The sequence below is a fragment of the Vibrio sp. AK197 genome (assembly GCF_053903115.1).
On record NZ_CP096429.1, the window covers coordinates 1,225,839 to 1,246,023 of the forward strand.

30 protein-coding genes are annotated in these 20,185 nt (G+C 41.3%); 3 read left to right on the top strand and 27 right to left on the bottom strand.

Translation table 11 applies throughout. The features are described 5' to 3' along the window. Position 1 precedes the first annotated feature (1 nt). The 10 genes from M1D72_RS05535 to M1D72_RS05580 all read right to left on the bottom strand — a co-directional run bounded on the left by M1D72_RS05535 (position 2) and on the right by M1D72_RS05580 (position 4,637). On the bottom strand, positions 2 to 649 hold the full coding sequence (locus M1D72_RS05535) for a LysE family translocator (RefSeq protein ID WP_456294833.1): 648 nt from the start codon (positions 647 to 649) through the stop codon (positions 2 to 4). Positions 650 to 693: 44 nt separating this feature from the next. Further along, positions 694 to 897, bottom strand: coding sequence for a hypothetical protein (locus M1D72_RS05540; RefSeq protein ID WP_456294834.1), 204 nt, complete (start codon positions 895 to 897; stop codon positions 694 to 696). 146 nt (positions 898 to 1,043) lie between these two features. After that, positions 1,044 to 1,379, bottom strand: a complete 336-nt coding sequence (locus tag M1D72_RS05545) for a DUF6572 domain-containing protein (protein WP_456294835.1) — start codon at positions 1,377 to 1,379, stop codon at positions 1,044 to 1,046. A gap of 147 nt (positions 1,380 to 1,526) precedes the next feature. Further along, on the bottom strand, positions 1,527 to 1,913 hold the full coding sequence (locus tag M1D72_RS05550) for an STAS/SEC14 domain-containing protein (protein WP_456294836.1): 387 nt from the start codon (positions 1,911 to 1,913) through the stop codon (positions 1,527 to 1,529). 104 nt (positions 1,914 to 2,017) lie between these two features. Next, positions 2,018 to 2,515: a pyrimidine dimer DNA glycosylase/endonuclease V gene (locus M1D72_RS05555; protein WP_456294837.1), complete on the bottom strand. Its 498-nt coding sequence runs from the start codon at positions 2,513 to 2,515 to the stop codon at positions 2,018 to 2,020. Between the two features lie 125 nt (positions 2,516 to 2,640). Next, positions 2,641 to 2,820: a hypothetical protein gene (locus M1D72_RS05560; protein ID WP_456294838.1), complete on the bottom strand. Its 180-nt coding sequence runs from the start codon at positions 2,818 to 2,820 to the stop codon at positions 2,641 to 2,643. Positions 2,821 to 2,832: 12 nt separating this feature from the next. Then, positions 2,833 to 3,177: a GNAT family N-acetyltransferase gene (locus M1D72_RS05565; protein ID WP_456295609.1), complete on the bottom strand. Its 345-nt coding sequence runs from the start codon at positions 3,175 to 3,177 to the stop codon at positions 2,833 to 2,835. Continuing rightward, positions 3,123 to 3,362 (bottom strand): GNAT family N-acetyltransferase, encoded by a 240-nt coding sequence (locus M1D72_RS05570; protein ID WP_456294839.1) that lies wholly within the window; start codon positions 3,360 to 3,362, stop codon positions 3,123 to 3,125. The genes M1D72_RS05565 and M1D72_RS05570 overlap by 55 nt, the downstream gene beginning before the upstream one ends. 7 nt (positions 3,363 to 3,369) lie before the next feature. After that, entirely contained in the window at positions 3,370 to 3,999 is a 630-nt protein-coding gene (locus tag M1D72_RS05575) for a LysE family translocator (RefSeq protein ID WP_456294840.1), read from the bottom strand. A 113-nt stretch (positions 4,000 to 4,112) separates the two neighbouring features. Next, the gene (locus M1D72_RS05580; protein WP_456294841.1) at positions 4,113 to 4,637 is read right to left on the bottom strand and encodes a GNAT family N-acetyltransferase; all 525 of its coding nucleotides are present in this window, start codon (positions 4,635 to 4,637) and stop codon (positions 4,113 to 4,115) included. Between the two features lie 347 nt (positions 4,638 to 4,984). Between M1D72_RS05580 and M1D72_RS05585 the strand changes: the two genes are divergently transcribed. Further along, on the top strand, positions 4,985 to 5,221 hold the full coding sequence (locus M1D72_RS05585) for an RNA recognition motif domain-containing protein (RefSeq protein WP_456294842.1): 237 nt from the start codon (positions 4,985 to 4,987) through the stop codon (positions 5,219 to 5,221). A gap of 51 nt (positions 5,222 to 5,272) precedes the next feature. On the opposite strand, the gene M1D72_RS05590 is transcribed toward M1D72_RS05585, so the two are convergent. The 4 genes from M1D72_RS05590 to M1D72_RS05605 form a co-directional block, all read right to left on the bottom strand. Continuing rightward, entirely contained in the window at positions 5,273 to 5,695 is a 423-nt protein-coding gene (locus tag M1D72_RS05590) for a GNAT family N-acetyltransferase (RefSeq protein WP_390197521.1), read from the bottom strand. A gap of 40 nt (positions 5,696 to 5,735) precedes the next feature. Continuing rightward, on the bottom strand, positions 5,736 to 6,026 hold the full coding sequence (locus tag M1D72_RS05595) for a hypothetical protein (protein ID WP_456294843.1): 291 nt from the start codon (positions 6,024 to 6,026) through the stop codon (positions 5,736 to 5,738). A 178-nt stretch (positions 6,027 to 6,204) separates the two neighbouring features. Then, entirely contained in the window at positions 6,205 to 6,603 is a 399-nt protein-coding gene (locus M1D72_RS05600) for a hypothetical protein (RefSeq protein WP_456294844.1), read from the bottom strand. A gap of 170 nt (positions 6,604 to 6,773) precedes the next feature. Then, the gene (locus M1D72_RS05605) at positions 6,774 to 7,124 is read right to left on the bottom strand and encodes a hypothetical protein (protein ID WP_456294845.1); all 351 of its coding nucleotides are present in this window, start codon (positions 7,122 to 7,124) and stop codon (positions 6,774 to 6,776) included. Positions 7,125 to 7,298: 174 nt separating this feature from the next. Here M1D72_RS05605 and M1D72_RS05610 point away from each other — a divergent pair, with 174 nt between their 5' ends. Next, the gene (locus M1D72_RS05610) at positions 7,299 to 7,721 is read left to right on the top strand and encodes a BLUF domain-containing protein (RefSeq protein WP_456294846.1); all 423 of its coding nucleotides are present in this window, start codon (positions 7,299 to 7,301) and stop codon (positions 7,719 to 7,721) included. Between the two features lie 99 nt (positions 7,722 to 7,820). On the opposite strand, the gene M1D72_RS05615 is transcribed toward M1D72_RS05610, so the two are convergent. The 3 genes from M1D72_RS05615 to M1D72_RS05625 form a co-directional block, all read right to left on the bottom strand. Continuing rightward, positions 7,821 to 8,294 (bottom strand): MazG-related protein, encoded by a 474-nt coding sequence (locus tag M1D72_RS05615; RefSeq protein ID WP_456294847.1) that lies wholly within the window; start codon positions 8,292 to 8,294, stop codon positions 7,821 to 7,823. Between the two features lie 73 nt (positions 8,295 to 8,367). Then, positions 8,368 to 8,763, bottom strand: a complete 396-nt coding sequence (locus M1D72_RS05620) for a hypothetical protein (RefSeq protein ID WP_456294848.1) — start codon at positions 8,761 to 8,763, stop codon at positions 8,368 to 8,370. 87 nt (positions 8,764 to 8,850) lie between these two features. Beyond that, positions 8,851 to 9,381 (bottom strand): GNAT family N-acetyltransferase, encoded by a 531-nt coding sequence (locus tag M1D72_RS05625; RefSeq protein ID WP_456294849.1) that lies wholly within the window; start codon positions 9,379 to 9,381, stop codon positions 8,851 to 8,853. 88 nt (positions 9,382 to 9,469) lie between these two features. On the opposite strand from M1D72_RS05625, the gene M1D72_RS05630 reads away from it, so the two are divergent. Then, positions 9,470 to 10,177: an SDR family NAD(P)-dependent oxidoreductase gene (locus tag M1D72_RS05630; RefSeq protein ID WP_456294850.1), complete on the top strand. Its 708-nt coding sequence runs from the start codon at positions 9,470 to 9,472 to the stop codon at positions 10,175 to 10,177. Between the two features lie 133 nt (positions 10,178 to 10,310). On the opposite strand, the gene M1D72_RS05635 is transcribed toward M1D72_RS05630, so the two are convergent. The 10 genes from M1D72_RS05635 to M1D72_RS05680 all read right to left on the bottom strand — a co-directional run bounded on the left by M1D72_RS05635 (position 10,311) and on the right by M1D72_RS05680 (position 20,043). Further along, positions 10,311 to 11,048: an SDR family NAD(P)-dependent oxidoreductase gene (locus tag M1D72_RS05635; protein ID WP_456294851.1), complete on the bottom strand. Its 738-nt coding sequence runs from the start codon at positions 11,046 to 11,048 to the stop codon at positions 10,311 to 10,313. Between the two features lie 100 nt (positions 11,049 to 11,148). After that, the gene (locus M1D72_RS05640) at positions 11,149 to 11,475 is read right to left on the bottom strand and encodes a DUF922 domain-containing protein (protein ID WP_456295610.1); all 327 of its coding nucleotides are present in this window, start codon (positions 11,473 to 11,475) and stop codon (positions 11,149 to 11,151) included. Between the two features lie 36 nt (positions 11,476 to 11,511). Next, positions 11,512 to 11,754 carry a hypothetical protein gene (locus M1D72_RS05645; protein ID WP_456294852.1) on the bottom strand — a complete coding sequence of 81 codons (243 nt, stop codon included), beginning with the start codon at positions 11,752 to 11,754 and terminating at the stop codon, positions 11,512 to 11,514. A gap of 326 nt (positions 11,755 to 12,080) precedes the next feature. Beyond that, positions 12,081 to 13,154, bottom strand: coding sequence for a hypothetical protein (locus tag M1D72_RS05650; protein WP_456294853.1), 1,074 nt, complete (start codon positions 13,152 to 13,154; stop codon positions 12,081 to 12,083). 488 nt (positions 13,155 to 13,642) lie between these two features. Continuing rightward, on the bottom strand, positions 13,643 to 14,365 hold the full coding sequence (locus M1D72_RS05655) for an HNH endonuclease (protein ID WP_456294854.1): 723 nt from the start codon (positions 14,363 to 14,365) through the stop codon (positions 13,643 to 13,645). A gap of 93 nt (positions 14,366 to 14,458) precedes the next feature. Then, positions 14,459 to 14,854, bottom strand: a complete 396-nt coding sequence (locus M1D72_RS05660) for a hypothetical protein (RefSeq protein WP_456294855.1) — start codon at positions 14,852 to 14,854, stop codon at positions 14,459 to 14,461. 866 nt (positions 14,855 to 15,720) lie between these two features. Further along, positions 15,721 to 16,233: a hypothetical protein gene (locus M1D72_RS05665; RefSeq protein ID WP_456294856.1), complete on the bottom strand. Its 513-nt coding sequence runs from the start codon at positions 16,231 to 16,233 to the stop codon at positions 15,721 to 15,723. Further along, a complete protein-coding gene (locus M1D72_RS05670; RefSeq protein ID WP_456294857.1) occupies positions 16,233 to 17,057 on the bottom strand; it encodes a hypothetical protein in 825 nt (274 codons plus the stop codon). Before M1D72_RS05670 ends, M1D72_RS05665 begins: the two co-directional genes overlap by 1 nt. Before the next feature lie 330 nt (positions 17,058 to 17,387). After that, positions 17,388 to 19,001 carry a GapS1 family protein gene (gapS1, locus tag M1D72_RS05675; RefSeq protein WP_456294858.1) on the bottom strand — a complete coding sequence of 538 codons (1,614 nt, stop codon included), beginning with the start codon at positions 18,999 to 19,001 and terminating at the stop codon, positions 17,388 to 17,390. Positions 19,002 to 19,218: 217 nt separating this feature from the next. Continuing rightward, the gene (locus M1D72_RS05680; protein ID WP_456294859.1) at positions 19,219 to 20,043 is read right to left on the bottom strand and encodes a restriction endonuclease; all 825 of its coding nucleotides are present in this window, start codon (positions 20,041 to 20,043) and stop codon (positions 19,219 to 19,221) included. Positions 20,044 to 20,185: the final 142 nt, after the last annotated feature.

Genomic DNA, 20,185 nt, shown 5'->3' on the forward strand with positions numbered 1-20,185 from the left:
CCTAGCGAGTGAGCGCGGATTTGACGATGGTCAATCCAATTAAGCCAAGAATGGCCCCTGTTGCTTTATCAATGTAATAAGAAAATTGCGTAAAACGACGACGTACTTTCTCGCGTGATAACAAATAGATAATTGCAGCGTCCCACAGAAACACCACTAGAGTCATCCACACGCCAAGCAGTAACTTAAATGAAAGCCCTACATCTTTGGTTAACACAACCGTGAAAAGGCTGAGGTAAAACAGTAAATTTTTAGGGTTAAGAATCCCAGACATAAAGCCAGTGACAAACTCTTTGCCAAAAGAGTGCACGACTTGGCTTGTTGTCGTTTCAATATCCACCACTTGGTAATCGCTGCGTTTGGCCTTTAACGCCTGAAATGCAAGATAAGTTAGGAACAATCCACCGATAATTTTCAAGCCAATCATCACAGGAACTGAACTCGCCAAAATACCACCCACACCAACCAAGCAAAGGGCAATGTAGGCAGCATTAGCGCTAGCGATGCCGAGCGCTACCCCAAGAGCTCGGCGGCGATGATTACGAACGGCACTTTTCACGACTAAAACAAAATCAGGGCCTGGGCTCAAAAGAGCCAAAAAGTGGGCAATAGCGACCGTGATAAATATTCCAACAAGCCCCATCTCCATGGCGGTTCTCCCTACAACAATTTAAACTAAAACCAATGAGCGCATTACGCTGAGGTAATGTCTTTTTTCATCACTAGCGTGATTAATATGATCAAAGCAACAGGAGGAACCATCGCCGACGCACCTGCAATTAATGCCGTGGTCAACGGGTTTTCGGTTTTACGCTTACCTAAGTAATACCCAAGCAAAAACATCACCACCCCTAAAGCGATCATGAATTGACTGATTACCGTCAAACTGAAATTCATCGTTCATTCCCTTCTTAGCGTACTTAAATGACTTCAAGTACCTGATTTCCATCTAAGTCAGAGAATGACACGATCTTAGGCTAGGAGGCAAGCACCATCACACCACGTCAGAGCCTTATGAGTGACAGTGTCACTAAAGGTGAGCATCAAGCGCTTTTCGCTTCGCCTCGCGGAAACTCGATACTAAGCTCACAACCCGAGTTGCGGATGATTTGAGAGGCCACTCCGAGAAATTTGTGACCATCTTGAGTCGGTTCATACTTACAGATAAGTCGAATCTCAATGGTTTTATGCAGCGCAGCCGGGCATTGTTTATCCAGTTCGCCAGACTCAATAAACCGCATGTAGGCATTGAGTTTATCTTGAAGTTTCAGCAGCTTCTTATTTTGCTTATCCCACTCCATATCATCAGAGATCACCAAAAAAATTTTCTGCTGTTGCTCGTGAATCATATCCACTTTGTCAGTCTGCTCAATTGACATTCCATGTGTTCCTTAATTGAATTTTTATCGTGTACCAGACGCTAAATGACGCCCATAACAACCATCCAACTAAGTTAACGAGGTTTACGAGAACATGAGAAGACTTGAACCACGACAATCTTACGGTTTATTAAAAGTGAGATCGGGTTAACCGTGGTCAATTAACCAGCTAATTGCTTGATTATATTCTTTAAATGAACGAACTTGACCGCCAATAAACCAATCACCGAGTTTCGCGGCGAAACTTTGCCAATCGTGAGGGCCATAGAGGGCAATTTTGTCAAAATCCGAACCATGGGTGAAAGCAAATTTAACGTCGTCCCAAGCCGCACGAATTTCCCAGCCCTCAAACTCACTGGCATCAAATAACACGTTAACACGAGGCTGATTGACCTTGACAATGGCGGCATCCAACGCTGGAGCCAAAGCCAAATAATCTTGGTGTGTCAGTTTGCCTGTGGCTTTAATCACGATAAAGTAGTGCTCCGCGACTTCTGATAGCTCTATCGTCACACCATGCGCTTGTGAACTCATGTTTGCTTCCTCGCACTCGCTTTCAACACCAGTAAGTGTGAACGCTTGCGGGGTAATGTGCCAAACTTGATCACCAACCTAAGCGCAAAGCTGTGATCACAGGTTCACTGAGTAGCAAGTGTCGACGATACGGTCGGTCGAGAAAACCAATCAGGTTGGGCGCGCCGTGTCCATTTCGCAAAGCGGGCTTTGTCACCAAGGTAAAACTGTCGATAAGCGGCTATCGGATCCCCTTCCACTTTGAACTCATCGGGCATGGCTTGAGCAAATGGCGTCAGTCCTTTACTCGGATAACGGTAATCCGCAATTTGCGCCAGAACCGCAATCGATTTATGATCCTGCTGCTTGTTGTAGCGATAACGGTATTCTTGATTCAACGCCAGAGTCAAACGATATAACCACAAAAAGTTATCGTAAGACTCTTCCACCCACAGGACACATGGATGCTTTAGATGGGTCGATTTATAAGGAGTCACGAATCCTTTCTTGTTCAGCGCCGTACAAAGTAATTGCACACTCTCTAGGATCATTTTGACCACATGCTGATCGCAGTGGTATTGGGCACATTTTTCAATATCTTGGTCAAGGACAAAAATATTCATTACATCTCACTCAATTAGCGAATAAACACATCAATGAGTGTTGTACGTTGTGATGAGTGATTTGGTTCGCTCATATACACCTAAATTGACAAACGCCATCGAATGACGCGCTAAACCGCACTCAATCAAGACTCTGAGCGAGATGAACGTGCATTAGAACTCACCGTTCTTCGTGGTGTTTTCGGCATAAAAAAGCAACACGCGGCTCGAGTCGCCAATGTCGGTTGCTCCCAAGCGCCGCAAAGATCTTTCTGATGATTAGCGGTGCGCGTAAACTGGCGACACTGCCCGCATCGGTTTTCCACATTCTCTCCTTGTCACTTCATTTGACCATCATCAGCCGGGGTTGAGGTCATAATCCAAACGTGATCGGCGTAATCATAACCTGGTGGTTTTATTTCACCCTCGAAACCCATGCCAAGACGTTTGGCGAGCTGAATAGAGCGCAGATTATTCGGATCAATCTGCGCAAAGACGTGACTTAGTTTAAGAGTTACAAACGCAAAATCCATGACTTGGCGCAATGCTTGATATGCCATCCCTTTTCCCCAAAACTCAGGCAATAGTCGATAACCGACTTCATAGCCCGATAAGTAAGGAGATTGCTTTAAGCTGCAATAGCCACAATAACTTGCGTGGACGCCTTCAGCTCTATAACCCAGAGGTGCGCATTAATGTCATCCGAAAAGCGCGACAGCCAAGCATCAATTTGTTCACGGCTAAGCATACCTTCGCTGAAAGTCATCACCTGCGGGTGACTGAGTAAACGATAAAACAGCTCGGTATCTTCGGGCTGTATGTCACGAAGGAGAATCTCATTCAAAGAGTGGTGATGAGACAGAGCCAAGCCCTCTTTAAGTTCGCGTTGTGGTGGATAGAATGGCGCCCGCGCCAATGAAAACTCCACCCGTCAGGCAGTTAAAAAACTTAGCTCGACCAGAAGCGAAAATCCAGCTTGACGATTTAGCACCGAGATAGGCATAAAACAATAGCCATGAAAGCTCAAGACACATAAATGTACTGGCAAAAATACAGTATTGAGTCAGCAAGTTGGCATTAGGGTCGATAAATTGAGGAAATAATGCGGTAAAAAATAGAATCGCTTTAGGATTGCTGGCGCCAACAATAAAACCACTGAGATAATGATGACTAAAACCGCCGGTGGGCGCATCAAGCATATTGGCCTGTTGATAGTCCTGCTGTTTAGACATGAACGATTTAATCCCAAGATAGACCAAATACGCTGCGCCAATCCATTTCACCAAATTAAAAATCCATTCTGATGATGCAACAACAACGCCAAGCCCAGTGAACGACAGCGTCATGATCGCGGTAATCGCGGTTAAACTCCCCAGTGCCGTGTAAGCTCCCACTTTCCAGTTAAAAGTTACCCCTTTGGTCATACACAAAAGGGAGCTTGGCCCTGGCGAAGCGGTTAGAATTAACACCGCGAGAACATAATAAAACCAAATATCTATCGTCATATGGAAACTCCTTTTCCCATCCGTAAAGCACCCATTTGCTTAGTGGCTTTCAGTAATTTATCGCAACCAGCAAAATGAGTGAACCAAAAACTCACTCACTCGTGTTTTAATAATCACCCCATTTGGTAAAGACGATCTGCGTATAAGGTATCGCCAATTTGGTAGGCATCAGCGATGGTTTGCAATAAAGTGAAGCCGCACTTTTCTAACACACGCTCAGAGGCAATATTGCCCTCAGTAACAACCGCTTTAAATTGCTTAACCCCGAAATCTGACTTCGCCCAATCAATGACCGCTTGCAAGGACTCAGTCCCCATACCTTGACCATGTGCGCTTGCTCGGAGTAAATAACCAACTTCTGCCACGCCCTCTTTCAAGCAAAAACCTGTAATTCCAAGTACCTCGCCCGTTTTTCGCTCGGTAATGACTAAGCTCAGCCATTGCTGATGGTGACTCGACCAAGGCGCTAAGCGCGCTTTAAATTTCTCAAACAAACTCGCCTTGTCAGGAGCATCAAAACACAGGTCAATCACCGCTGGGTCAGTATGAAGCTCATAAAACAGTGGCCAATCATCTTGAGTAATTTGGCGCATGCTTAATCGCTGGGTAATAATATGAATGGCTTGGGATGACGGCATCTTTTGATATTTCCCTAAAAACGAAAGACAGAAGCAGGTAGTTTTAACACATGTTTACAGCTTACGCCCCAACCGCTTTTCGATTTGCCTTTCTTACCATACCATAATGATATTTCCTTTGAGCTGATGTTAGCACCAACTTACGATAATTGTGTCTTAGCCTGTACGTCACCAAGGCGACAGTGATATGACAGTTATTGTTTTTCAATGAATTATCGTGGATTTTTACTTATAATAATGCAAAGTACCACCATGTTTACTTTACTCATTTTATCCCAAACAAAGGCTTGGTTAAGTCCCGATTTATTGAGACAATAACCTCGTCACTCATTTGTAATTGGACAATCATGAAACTGCTAGTTCGCAACCTTGCCCGCACGTCAACAGAGCAAGATATTCGAGTACTCTTTTCGGCTTATGGCGATGTAAAAGAGTGCACATTGGTCTTAGATCAAGAGACCGGACAATCCAAAGGGTTTGCCTTTGTTGAAATGCCGGAGCCTGAGCAAGCAAAAGAAGCCATGACTGCGTTACACTTAAGCAATTTTGCCAAGAGCAAAATTCGCGTTAAGCAAGCTCAGTAATCGCGAAAAAGCCAGCGTTCATCGCTGGCTTTTTTATGTTACGACATCACTTCATTGATAAATGTTTGGTTGCCAAACCTGCATAAAAGTTTGAGCTTGTTCTATTGGCTTAAATCCATATTGCGCATACAGGCCATGCGCATCACTGGTCGCGAGCATCATACGCCTTAAACCTTGAACATCAGGGTGAGAAACCACTGTTTCTATCAGAAATTTACTCAGACCACACCCTCGATATTGCTCAACAATAAACACATCTGAAAGGTAAGCAAAGGTGGCATAGTCAGTAATTAAACGAGCAAAGCCAACTTGTTGCTGCTCCGCATTAAATACCCCAAAACACAGTGAATGATCGAGTGCTTTTTGCATCGTGGATTTAGGTATGCCTTTCGCCCAATAACTTTGAGATATGAATTGGTAAATAACGTCGAAGTCCAACTCGTTACGGTCTGTACTAATTCGAAATCCTTGCACGCGGTCACCTCCATTTAAACCAACTTAGAGAAGTGGCGATTTATCCTCTGTGAAAACGAGAGACCAATTGCTTATACGTTTCCATGACAAAATGATAAAGCCCGACAGCGGGTTGAGCGTTGCTATACTCTTCACTCGGATAGATAAAATCAGACTCAAATTTGTCTATCGCCTCATTGGGGTGAGAGGCATGAATCACATCCCCTTCAACCTCAAAGCCCCAAGCTAATAACTGCGCTTTTTGTTCGACAAATTGCTCGTCTTCCATATGTAAATAGGTAAAGTCGTTGCGCTGGTCGTTTGGCTTACAAAAAAATTGGTATTTAGACATAATCCATTCCCTTGATTTTTTATGATGAATCCTAGCTTAAGCCAAGCGTTCTGATTTTCTAAGTAATAATATTAATTATATTCAATACTCCATACCAAATAAAACGCAGTACTAACAAGCATTGCGTTTAATGCTGACGTAGGTTGGAGCTCTATGAAGAATTCTGCCGAGTCACTGATTATTCTTGAAGACAAGCATCTACGTTAAATGGCCCCAAAACTTCTATCTTACTGTCATCGACTAACCTAACCTCGATACCGACTCCATAGTCACGAAGACCACTAAAAAACTTATCATCACCATAACAAAACTTTTTATAAATTCTCTCTCGCCCCACTCCCCATACAAATCTCATGTCTGGGCCTGCATGCGATGTTATTTTTAGAAGCGATTGTTCCTTAACATATTCGATATCAACAAGTGGGTCATCGTAACTGTCGTATGCGAGTAGAGCCAGAGCCATCTCGAAATCTTGATGGATATCTTTGGGCGTATAGACATAATCGTGCATAGGCCCCTTGGCACTGCACCCGAATAATCCAGCGCAACATGCGATAATTGCCACTTTTGTTTTCATATTAAGCCTTTAATATTTATAAAATAACGACATTATATTTATATAAAGAATGAATCCACTTATTTGCATCGATATTTTTATAAAAGTTGATATGTACAGTCACCTGGATAAAATTCAACCAGCGTAATAGGCTATTCGTCCTCTGACATAAAAACCGCGATACGAACAACTCAATAATTCCACTCGCCTTTTTCATATATTAATGAGTGACCATTTTTCTCGACTTTCAAAACGCCACGTTCTAGAACGCTGTAAATAAAGCGACCATTTTTAAATTCATACCCTAAGAATTGGCATGGAGTGACGCCATCTGCACACCATCGATGCAAGGTGTATCCTTCAAGGGTAATCGTTTGTCCCGTTGTTTTTGAGCGACCGACATATATAACGTCATCGCAAGTAACGTTACCTTCCTGGCAATTAGGCTTAACGGTAACAACATAATTTTTTGTTGTTAAAGTGGCACTACTGACAAGCTGGCTAAACATCATCAGTACGATCAGGGTTATGTATTTCAACATTGATTTTACGCCCTTAGTAACGCTGATTTCTCTTTCGATAAGAATGATTTCGACACACCAGAGTGATCACGACCAAGCGCCATGAGTAAAGACCATGGCACCATCCTTCCTCAGTTCGCTTTTTGTCAAACCTGATATATATTTTAAGCATACATACTCAACTAGTAGCATATTATGAATTTAATAAGATTGGTTTACGCAAGTACAGTATCAGAGCCCCTGAAACATTCGGATATCGAGCAAATTATTCATTCTGCTCAAACCCACAACGTTGAGCAAGGCATTACAGGGATGCTTTATTTCAATAATAATTACTTTCTCCAATGTCTAGAAGGAGATAGAGAAAAAGTCAATGCGTTGTACAACTCTATCATCAGAGACGTACGTCACCATAATGTGGTGATTCTTTGCTACCAAGAAATTAACAGCCGAGATTTCCAAAACTGGTCGATGGGGTATATTCCCATTTCCAGTGCGACGAAACCATTAGCGTTAAAGTTCTCATCGAATCACGAGTTTGATCCATACCGAATTACAGGACATAGCGCTTATTTACTTCTCTTAGAGATGAAAAAGAACTTACCCACAGCATGGTAACGCTGACCATCAGCATGGTGCGCTTGCTGAACGACTAATTCGCGAACGCTGAAAAAGCGACGAATAACGTCTGAGCTGTAGCGTACTGTGCTATGGCACTCAATTGAAACCTAACTCTCGAATGTCGATTAAGTCGACTTCCCGTGCCAATATTTTCTTATAGGCGACCAACTGCTGAATTGGCATCACGTGTAACCTTAGACCTAAATATTCTATATTGTTAGATTGCGAAAAGTTTATTTCGAGCGCATGACACGAGCCGTCATTGGCTGACTGTATTTTGCTGTTTTCACTCAATCCAATTTCAATTTTCTGGTCATTATATATCAACTGGAAATAGTCAAGATCCCAGCCATGTCCCACATAATGAGTTAAAGGTTTAGATATAAACTGAGCTACATGGGGCAAAATTTTATGTGCGTCATTGTTGTGAATATAGAGGTCTATATCGGCGATTTCGCGAAGACCACCGTGAATAGCCGCAGCTAGCCCACCAACAATTTGATACTCTACATGCTCACTATCAAGTATATGTTTCAACCAGACCAAGGCTGATTTGACTCTTTTACTCATTGGAAGCTCTATTTATTTACTTCTGAACAACGTTTCTAACATATCGAGTCATAAGCTTATTTAAACCGATTTTTTAAGCTCGCAGAGACAACATGCGCTGCCAATGTTCATGACTCAAGGCACTTTTCGGAATATAAATATTACGTTTTTGCATGCTACCTTCAAAATACGACACTTTCACCGCCGCCCCTATTCCAAAGGGTAGGAAATTATTCTTCAGCAATACGTCACAAGCTAAACCTTTAACCCCCCCCCCCCCCTCGTTTGAGGTATAAAGTGCACTATTCCTAAGCTTACGCCATAATATAAACATCCGAATAGCGGTTCCAACGCACATAGCCAGTACAAATAATTTCAGCCATTTATTATCACCATGAGACAACAAGAGCAGAACAAGCCACAAACACCCTATATAAGTAAACTCCATTAACATATATTTGTGCATATTCAATTTAATATCACTATTCATCTTTTTCCCTAGAACTTGGAGCGTTGTTCAGTCGTAAGCAAAAAGCCACCAAACTTTGGCTATGCGTCTGCCATCACAACTCCGATATTAACGCCAAAACCGCCAAGCGTTGAACGTGTTTCTTAAACGCTGTGTAATCAGCGATTTTTCCATGTGCACTAACGTCCATGGCTCACCATTTACAACCCGTGAACCTCGATCGAATGACACCACTTTAAAGCCTATATCTTGATAACACCGCTGAGCGACTTGATTTCTCTCAAAAACCCCCAGACTAAGCTTTATTGTACCGAAATCGTCTACCGCTTTATTGATAACAAGATTTAACATCGTCTTGCTTAAGCCATTACCACGATATTCTTGCGCAATTAGCACCCGACACACTCGATAATGATGCTTGGTTATTTTGTACAGTTCGACAAAACCGATGGGCTGTGAACCATTAAACAAGATAAATGGATTGACTTCAGGTTTTGAGCAATGCGCTTTAATCTGACTCACATTAAGCGGAAATGAGTAAGTAGGACCACTCCACAAATACATCTGCTCCTCACTGTGAATCCAATCGATAAGCAAATCATAATGCTGCGGTGAAAATCGCTCTAATTTCATCGTCATTTTATCTCTAAATGGCATACCGTCGTGTTAGCTGTCATTTTATTCTTAGTCTATAATTTATTTAATACTAGCGAGTGAGTGTTGGCAATTGAAACTTCTTGTTATTGGCGGTAATGGCGGCATCGGAAAAGCAATTATCAATCATGTCTTATCGACATTTCCTGACGCTAAAATATATGCGACTTACCAATCAACGTTACCGCAGGAAAACGGCGGTGATATAGCATGGTTTAAAGTCAATGCTTCACTCGACGAGGAAGTAAGGCAACTTGCCGATAAAATTTCAAGCCTAGACATACTCATTAATGCCGCTGGCTTTCTTCATGACACAGCCCATCAACCTGAAAAATCTGTCAACGAATTTACCCCGGAGTTCTTTAATCAAAACTTGAGTTCAAATACCCTACCCACACTGTTATTGGCAAAGTATTTCTCAGCTCAGTTAAAGGCTGCACAGCAGACATATTTTATTTCACTGTCGGCTAGAATAGGAAGCATTGAAGATAACAAAATAGGGGGATGGGTTAGCTATCGTTGCTCTAAAGCCGCACTGAATATGGCAATAAAAACCATAAGTATTGAATGGAAGTTCAAGTTGCCGAACTGCTGCGTTTTCGCCTTCCACCCTGGCACAACAGACACGCCATTATCTCTGCCTTTTCAAAAGAACGTGCCAGCTAACAAGCTATTCTCCCCAGAGTATGTGAGCCAGCAATTGTTCAAGGTAATCAGTAACGCTCAACCTTCAGACACGGGTAAGTTCTACAGCTATAGTGGTGCAGAACTCCCTTGGTAACGATAAGTATCGCCCGCTCGTTAAGTCATCAGACACAAAGCACAACAGCCGATATCCTACTCCCTAAAGATAAACCCACTGCAAACCAAAACTGTCCAGCGTAGTGAATCTTTTAGAGCTGTTTGTTAGCCGCTCATGCCAGCGAAAGTCCACCATCAACGACTAACGTATGGCCAACGATATAGCTGGCTTTATCAGACAATAAAAACTCTATCGCATTAACGATTTCATCGATTTCCCCAAAACGCTTGATTGGCACAACGTCTGAAACATCAGAGCGGATATTGGCGTTTTCAAGTTGCTTTTCTTCCCATCGGGGAGTCCACGTAACACCTGGAGCAACGGCATTAATTCGAATCCCAGACTGAATGCTTTCTAACGCAACAGACTTCGTTAGCCCTTCAAGAGCGTGTTTGGCAGCGCTATACATTGATGCATTGGGAGTCGGTCTAATACCATTAACAGAACTTACATTGACGATGGATGCACCAGCCTCCATTAATTTCAGTTCAGACATTAAACATAGAGCTTGGCACAAAAAATCAACATGAAGGGTCTCTTTGAGCAGTGGTACATCTAATTCAGGAAAATAACCTCGAGAAGCGAGAGCCGGAGACGCGTTATTTATTGCTACATCCAATTTTCCGTAGCGCTCTGTAATGTGAGTAAATAAACCCTCTAATTGTTGCTCATCAGAAATATCAACGGATTGGTAATCAACTGCTTTTAATTCGGGATGTTTTTTCGTCACATCAATCCAAGTGTCCTTCACTCGCGAACATGTAATAACGTTATATCCCTGCTTCACGAGCCTAAGTACTACCTGTAAACCGATACCTTTTGACCCACCGGTGACTAATGCAATTTTCAATTTAGAACTCCTTTCTATTTTTATGCTTTGACGGTCATTGACGCCTTAAAGCATGGCGTGAAGTGATACTTAACGTAAGAATTCGCTCATAAACAGTTTGTTATAAGCGTTGTGAAATAGGCTCATAGGATATCTCGCATATTTTTAGATAACTCTCTTCACCAAAGGGGGACTCAGCGAGTTCAATTTCACCATGCGATGTATATACATCAAAAAGTTCGTTATTTTCTTTTAACTCTTTTTCTAACTCAACTATTCTCTGATTCGCTATATCACACCTTCCATTCTGCCCCACCTTCAAAGAGGAAAATATATCATGCATAAATTTTACAGCAATGGCGCAATGAACTTGTTCATGCCTGTAAAGCTTTTCTAAATAAAATCGAAATTCTTCTGCTGATTCAGGTGAAGTTTTTGATTTTATAATCTGAGGAAGAGTATAGGTAACACGGAAGCTGAAATCTTAAATTTCACAAGTTTCATCATCAGCATGGAAATGATATTTCCATGCTGTATAGCCATCAAAATCAATCTCTTTAAGGAAAGTAGGTTTACTCTCATTAAAAGACTGTTCGATTTCATCCGCACTATCTCCAACAATCTGATATATTTGAAACTCTTTTTGGAATGGAAACTCGAGTTCAGCTTTAGCGTAAGTATAATCTGATACCAATATACCAAGGCTTAAAAATATAATTTTTTGCATCTTTTCTCTAAGGCTTTTAGTGCGCAATTAATATAAACCTTCACACTTTAAGCATCTAATCCCATTTAAACTAAAACCGTCTAGCGCACAAAATCACCCGCGATAAAATAGTCAGGTAAGCCTTGACGCAAGCCCGAGCAGTTTCCATTAGCTCTGGAGTATTTCTAATTAATTTTCAGGTTTATGTTCTAACATATCCCTTTACCAACTCACGTCCTACTAAGCATTGACACATGCTATACAAATGCTTCTGTACTACTCGGCAATAACAAAAATCACTGTAAACCAAAAATGCCAAGCATTGGGAATCCCTCCTAAATGTTTTGTTAGGCGATATTTATTTTTGCATACTCTTCGTCAACTGACGCTCTTATTGCCAACATATACTCATAAGTTCTATTTTCTGGCTGATTAGCTTTCCTCATAGGGTTATCGATATTTTCTCTCCAGTAGAGAAACCTTTTTAATAACCCTCTGCCGTTACCAAACTTTTTCCCCCACATAGATGCAAAACTTTGCTCAAGCCTGTTCAAGTAATCATCATCAGTTTCTGTTGACCTTAACAGCATAAGGTTTGCTGTTTTTGCAATGGCTTTGTCCATGCTTGCCAATAACCAGACTTGTTCGCTGTCTCTGTTTGATAGAGTTATCCAATGTTGTAACAAAGCCAAATCCCAAGCTGCATTTCTAACACTTTTCATTGACTGAGACTTAAGCATTTTAGGGACTCTATGACCACTAAAATATATAGCCATAAAGTAGAACGCAGGTACACAGAACACATACTCTTCAAACATCCATTCCAGTAATAACTTCATTGCTTCGTAATCACTATTGTACTGAGAACGGATACTTAGTCCTTTTTTAATGACAACTATATTAAACTCAAAAGCCTTTATGCGATACTTTGGATCAAAGCCTAGTAGTTCACCGGAGTCAAATTTTGGCACTGACTCCAGAGGAATAGAGTTAATATGACCCAACGCTATATCAAGATAAAGATTTGCATCTAAATTGTCCGCTGAACGAAAATAGCTCAGTTCCTTGTCGGCACGTTCGATTGAAGAGCTTTCAATATACTCGTGATATGAAAGACCGGGTTCAGACTTAATATTTGCAGCATTAAGAAATGCCTGTAAAGCAGCTGATAATCTGTGACATCTGCTCCTCTCGGCGTCAGGCAACAACTCAGCCCCTTTTACTAGGTCGATCAGATAAGAAACAATATTTCTATCAAGTAAGCAACTAACCTGTTGTTCGCTATTTAGTAGATAGTTTTCTAATTTATATGCAGCATCTGATTCAATCGCATATGGATCCAACAATATATTAGACTCAATTAATTGCTTCTCAATTTGTTTAAAGTCACTAAATCTCTCGTGAAATATAATAGCTTCCATAATACTCTCTATCGCCTAACGCCGCGTTAAATAGCAGGAATTTGATTGAGGCAACTTTGATGATTTTCAGCGAATGACGGCATCCCTTCCAAAACAGCGCCAAACAAAACTCAAATTGCCGAAAGCCGCGCTGTAGATTTACTAATTGGGGAAGAGAACCAAAGCGACTTTAAACCAGACCAATTACCAACTCGCAGACGCGGCTTCGAATTGAAGCAACCCACGAACTTTGAAGCGTGATTACTTTGAGGGATTCATGAACTTGGGCAGACAATATTGAATTGCTGAAACAACTCGATCGAATAGCCAAAGAGGCCAAAGAAATAAGCGCCAAGAAACCTTTTATTTCTTCCGAATTAAAGTGAAACATAACGCCGCATTAAGGGGTGAACAACGCAAATCACCCGACCTAAACCATTGTGCCGTAAACACTAAAGTTAATTGAAACCAAAACTGCCAAGCGTTGTGAATCCGTCTTAAAGCGTTTGTTAGGCTTCTTTTACGACCAAAGCTTGCTGCACCCTTTTTAAGGTAGCTCGAGGCAATCTAGTGTCAGACAAAAGCTTCGCATAATAACTGCTACATGCCTCCAAATTAATGTGAACATTACCATTGCTATCAAACTTAAATGCTGCCGAATCATATAGTTTATGTAAATCACACCTCAAAACAATACCATTTGAAGGAATATCAGGACCTCCTTCCGCTACAGGTATGATGTGAGCAGCTTCAAGAACTGTATTACTTTCTTCTCCAGTAAGAACACAGCATTTATCATACTTCATTAGTAACTTTCTGAATTGAGCTTGTTCTCTTTGTAACTTCGTTGAAGTAACTCTTCTACGCTGTGACGACTTTAAAGGCGAATCCAAGCGAACCCAGCGACAAACGCCATCATGTGAAACACCGGAATCATCTAGCCAATGAGCTTCACCTGAATGTGCATTAGGTTTTAAGAGCAAGGTACTTGTCCCCCAACAGACTTCGTCAGGGTCAATATCTGCATTAATACGAGACTCATACTTTATTGTTACTTCAACCACGCCGTCTTCTAACTTGTTAATCTTTGGTTCGATAACGTAGTTATATTCATCACCAGAGTCCCATAACTCCGATGATGAACGAACTAGCCCAATAGATTCCAAGTTTTCATAATCAAACTCAATAACCTCTTGAGATTCTGACCAATAAACAATGATACCTTTTCCCATAAAGTTCCTACTTAACTCAATATGAAGCCTAACGCCGCGTTAAGGCGTGACATAATGCGTGCCATACTTTGAGCGAAGCGAAACTGGCACGCGTTACGGAATCGCTCTTGAACGCCTTGTTATGTGTTTGATTTGTAATACCAAAAACCAAAAACCAAAAACGACTAATACCATTACTTCGGTGAGCAACCAAAGCCACTGTTTACCGGCTAACCCACAAAGCATGATGCCTATACTCCTTGCAACTACAATACCTGCAGTTAACCAGAAGAATAAACCTGGCAGCGTTACTGACCATGGAATTAGATGATTTTGCGTTACGAGAAATGCACCCAATCCAATAAGAAAACCCCACTTTACTCTCGATTCTATTGAGGCGTAAGCATCAAGTTGACTTGATGACAAACCCAATAAAGTGGGACTAAACGCCATAATTAAACCAGCGGCAATGGCTAAAAAACCAACTATTTTTAACACCATAAAACCCAAATTAGACTTCCTTTCGCCGAGAGAAACATAACGCCGTGTTAAGGGGTGAGACAACGCTAACGCCAAAGCGGATATGACCGCCTTAATCACTTAAACCGATTTGAAGTGAAAGTGCCACGCGTTGACGAATCCCTCTTAAACACTTTGTTATGTTTTACCACAACTGACTCGCATACTTGGCAAAGAACTGAATTGCATAAGAAATTGTTTAACTTGCGTCACACGACGTTGTGGAATTAACCGACAAAAGCGATAAACACAAAGCGTGTAATTCTAGGGAATTTGATTGAGGCAACTTTGATGGTTTTCAGCGAGCGATAGCATCCCTTTCAAAACAGCGAAAGACAAAACTCAAATTGCCGAAAGCCCCGCTGCCAATTTGCTGCTTGGAAAATACACTTAAGCGACTTAAAGCCAGACTGATTATCAAAGCACAAGCGCGACTTAAAATTGAAGCAACCCGCGAACTTTGAAACATAAAATCCGTTGAGGAATTCAAGAACTTGGGCAGACAATATTGAATTGCTGAGACAACTCGAACGAACAGCCAAAGAGACCAAAGAAATAAGCGCCAAGAAACCTTTTATTTCTTCTAAATCAAAGTGAAACATAACGCCGTGTTAATGCGTGACAAAACTTACGTAAAATCATTTTAAATCAATAACTTAAATGGAAACCTCACACAAAACACAAAAATCATGTAGCAAATGTGTAGCTGCAAAATTGCCCAAGAACTATAAACAACGCTTTTCTGCTCTCAGGCACTCTTTTGGACAAAAGTGAGTCAGTGTCTTCATTAGATTAGTAATCCGTGGATTACTTCAAGTACAGGAGACTTCACCAGAAAAAAGGCAAGACCTGCGCCGTTAGATAGCTTTCATTTTTGCGAGAAGGTTTAGTATTAAAGCGTCTACTTCTTCCGATTGAGCGGGTACAATTGTATCTGATGATGAAGACTTGTAGCCGTAGGTACTTTGGCACAACTCATTTGAAGCTAAGGTCGCACAAAGGCTGCTATCATGTGTAAAACCAATAGCCTCAAACACAACCATTGCCCCGATAAATAGCAGTGAGAGTAAACTAGTAAAAAACTGAAGACGTATCTTCCAAAGTAAGGCCCCCTTAGCCTTATCAGTCAATGGCGCTTTATTTTTTTGTTTTTCATGGCTGTATGATTCTTGTTTCATCTTAGAGTCGATTGCAACTTCAAATGCCTTGTAACAAAAAAACGCACTGACCATGACAAACATTATGGACAAGATAAGCAGAATACTTGTAAGAAATAGCTTTGCATTCGCCCCTATTGCGGCAGTAAAAGCGAGTATGGCAATAAGAGTCAATAGTAAGTGTTTTGAGAAATCGAGAATGCTATCTACCATTACGCTACCTCATTGAGATCGCTTTGGTTCAGTTTCAGAACAAGATCCACTACTACTTTTTTCATGGTTCTTGCGTCTTTACTATTTTTTATAAGGAGCAATAGACCTCCTAGGCGAAAGCTATCTTCAATACTCGCTTCTGCAAGTACTTCAAATATCTTATTGAATTTACTGAAACCGCGCTTTTTAAATCGCTCCAGATCTACATCATCTGTATTCTGAAGGATAAGTTCGCCCACTTTATTAAGGTTGACACCTTTATCAACGGTATGGGCTTTTAACATTCCCTTATATGGCGTAGTCATATGACCATATATTCGAGTGAAATCAAAAATATTAGCGTAAAACCTAACAGTTTTTGTTTTCATTTTTTGAGGGCTTACTTTGCTTTGAATGCCATCTGAGGTTAAGAGCGCTTCCTCATTCATTAGATCGATAGAATTAATGATAAAGGCTCTTACAATTTCACGGCCAAGAGACGAGTGCTTGTTCTCATCGTATAAAAGTAACCAGAGAGCAATCGCATAGTAATACTTGTTGCTTGCCTTAAGAACGACATCGACATAAGAAGTGCCTTTGTAATTGATATAGCACGTTTCAGTTACAGGAAAAGGATCCACGGAGATTTTAAAATCTTCTTCTTCTGAAAATGGGAAGTATGCTGCACGATTGGGGTCTACCCTACCAGCGACTCGAAGGCGTTCTAACACTTGAGGAGCCAACTTATGGAAGTGGAACTGAATGAACTCAGCGTGCTCTGGGTTAATGTTTTTGAAAAGCCTTAGCTGAAGTTCTTCGTATAGTTTGCTGTATAAAACCGCCATTTTGTTGTTTATGCTCCACTCTAAACAAGTTGATTATAAGACCACATAAATTACCTTATGCAGACATATGCAACCAAGTCTATAACAATCATTAGAAACTGTTATCAATGGCTCGAAACAGCATTAAATTCTTTGGGTTGTAACTCGTTTTGGGGCACGTTTGTACTAGAAAGTATCTTGAAGCCTTCTTCCCTGTTAGGGCTTTGATACCTTGTTAGAGAAAGTTTCGATTATGTGCACCACCTATTAGACTCAAATTTTTTCGCACCACCAATTTGAGTCTAATATTGGTAATGGTATCAATGTGCTGGCTAGTCACTTGCTGAAAAATCAAGCCTCGTGGCCTAGAGTTTCGACCTGAACCTTCTTGGCTAAAAACTCTGGTACTTTAGCTATCCCCTTTTTCCAGTGCCGCTGAGAAGCATTGATTTTGTCCATCAGCTCTTCATGTAGCCTATTGAAGTCGTTTATCAGCTTCTCACTGCCAAGAGGATTCGCTCTCTCAACGTTATGAAGTTTTCCGTACTCATTGATATGCTGACGCATATCAAATCGTGCAGTGGCCTGCTGCGCATCTTTTTCAGCACAGTAGTCTAGGAAGTCAGATAATTGAGTCCTAGCTTGATTGCAGACGTCAAGTATACTCTCGAAGGACGTTATGCAGCAGAAGTGTGAGTGTTCGATTAAAACTTGATCATTTAAAGCTTCATGCACCCTATTTTCAAACTCATGTCCCAAATACTCTGCTAACTTCATGGCACTACCCATGTAAAAATCTTGGTGCGTGATTATTAGGGAGTATCTTTTTTTCTTATCTGGCAGGGTTTCATATCCGTTTTCTTCGAGTATTGCCGAGCACTTTCCAGTTTGTTCAATAGCATGAATGATCGTCCCTTTAAGCCTATCTTTTACCATTCTTGGGCTATCGGTAGCTAAGATACGTTCATTCGGCTCAATCGCTTTTGCATCGACAAGGATGCACCTGTCGCCTTCTCGTATTAAAAAATCAGCCACTTTAGCGTTATTATTCACCCCCTTTAATCGGTAAAACTCTTTTAACATGGTTTCACGTACGACATCTTTGTCATACGAGGTAAGAAGATCTGCAATGTAGTCCTCAAAAGCAGAACCGAATTTTTTCTTGAAACCTTGAGCATCAGCTCTCTTGAGTGTTCTCAGAACAAACTCACTGATACCTATAGTCGCTATGTATGAGTGGACAGCAGAAACTCCGTTGTGAAGTAATAGTAGTGGACGAGAGATTAGCATCGGCTCAGAAAAGTATTCTACTGCGCGAAGTTCGCCTCTTTTCGTGCGTTGTTCTTGAGCTATCTTCCTCATGTCTCGCGGATTAGCCCCCAGTGTTTTTAGCATCTTGCGTATTGAGTCGATATCAAACGCTGGGTTAAACCTGCAAACAAGATCAGAATATGAAATGAAGCTAGAAGATCTCTCCAAAAACATTGCAGCGAAGTGTAGTGAGAACACAAAGAAGTCTTGTAACTCGACCCCGACTTCTTGTTTAAAGTTATTTTTGAATGACGCGCTTGCTCCTTCAGAGCACATAATCGTGTAAAGGCGTGTGAAGAAATAAAGATGTAGACGTTGATCTTGCTGGAAGAGCAACTGAGGCAGCAAGAACGCTCTCAGTGAAAGCCAAATATTTTCTGCCTCATCAAGATTAGAGGCAACTGACTGCAACGACCATAGTTTATCGAGTATCTTGCCAACGTCTTCCTTAGACGCTTTCGATGCATACCTTTCTGGTTCTAATTCTAGAGTCCAGTCTAAAGCCAGACATGTAACCCAAGGAGCAGACCGAGCCCGATCTACCCCCTTACCAAAGTCAGTATGAAGGCGGGATAAAAGGTGCTGAACTACAGATTCGGTTGTGTACTGTTTAATCGAGCGGCGTATTCGATATGCTTCTTGTTCAAATGACATGATTACTAACTCTCTCCGTAGTGCAGTGTCATTGTGACTTTATCTATTTGTGAATCGTCACTAAAGCAGTAGATATAGAATAATCTAATAAATAATCAACTAAGCACATATAATTCATTACCCAAATTGGGGCAAGTAACGAGTTAAACAGATGTGATAAAAAGTGACTCTAAATCACAATGGGGCAATTCCTTTCTAGTTAATGCATTCCCATTCATCACATCACACCGATATTTTTTGTATAACGGCACCTTGGATAGGCAGAGCACCCATAAAACGCCCGACCTTTATTACCCCCTCTTTTTGCGGTTCGCTTTACCAGTGTTGAATGACAGCTTGGACAGATAAGTTCAGGCTCAGCAGGCAACTCTGCTTTCGTTTTCGTCTCAGTTCGGCAATGTTGTGCAAGTTCAATCATATCCACGAGATCGCCACCATTTATCAGCCATAGCTTTTTATCCAAGGCGTATTTCACCGCTTCAGAGGTAAAGTCACCTGACGTCACCACGATCATCTTGCTGGCACTGTGCTCTATCATTACGGCATACATCTCTCGCAATATTGGAACGCCCACTTTGCGAGTCTTCCAATGCTTGCATTGCACTAATGTCAGTTCCCCATCTTTTCTCATCCATATATCAACGCCACCGTCAGGCTTTTGAGAGAACGCTTGTTTAACTTCATAGCCTTGCTGCTTAAAGAATTCTCCGATATAGCTTTCAAACTCTAACCATGTCAGGCTTTTTAACGGTTCTGTTGTGCCTTGATGGGCTATTTCGGATGTTGTCGAAGAAAACTGGCACCGTCTTTTGAATTGCTTAATAAACGCGATAGGAGTGGGAATTAAGAAGAGAAAAGCGAGATAAGGAGCGATTAGGCTTAAGTTTGGCGCTATGGCATCAAAAACCATATTCCCTGTACTCTTGGCTAAGGTAGGCAGCACAACACTCAAACTAATATAGACAATGGCGGCGGCAATGAGACTGAGCCACCACGGCGCATCCATAAGATGCCAAATAATCCCATCATTCTTTTTTGCCATGATTTCGCCTGTCCATTTAATATGCATATTGAAACATATTAAATTTGCGATAGCTTCGACTTGTGCCTCAATTCTTTTTGTTAACGGCTGAATACAGTGACTCATCAAACTCTAAGTCTCAAAACTTACCCCACTTGCCCCA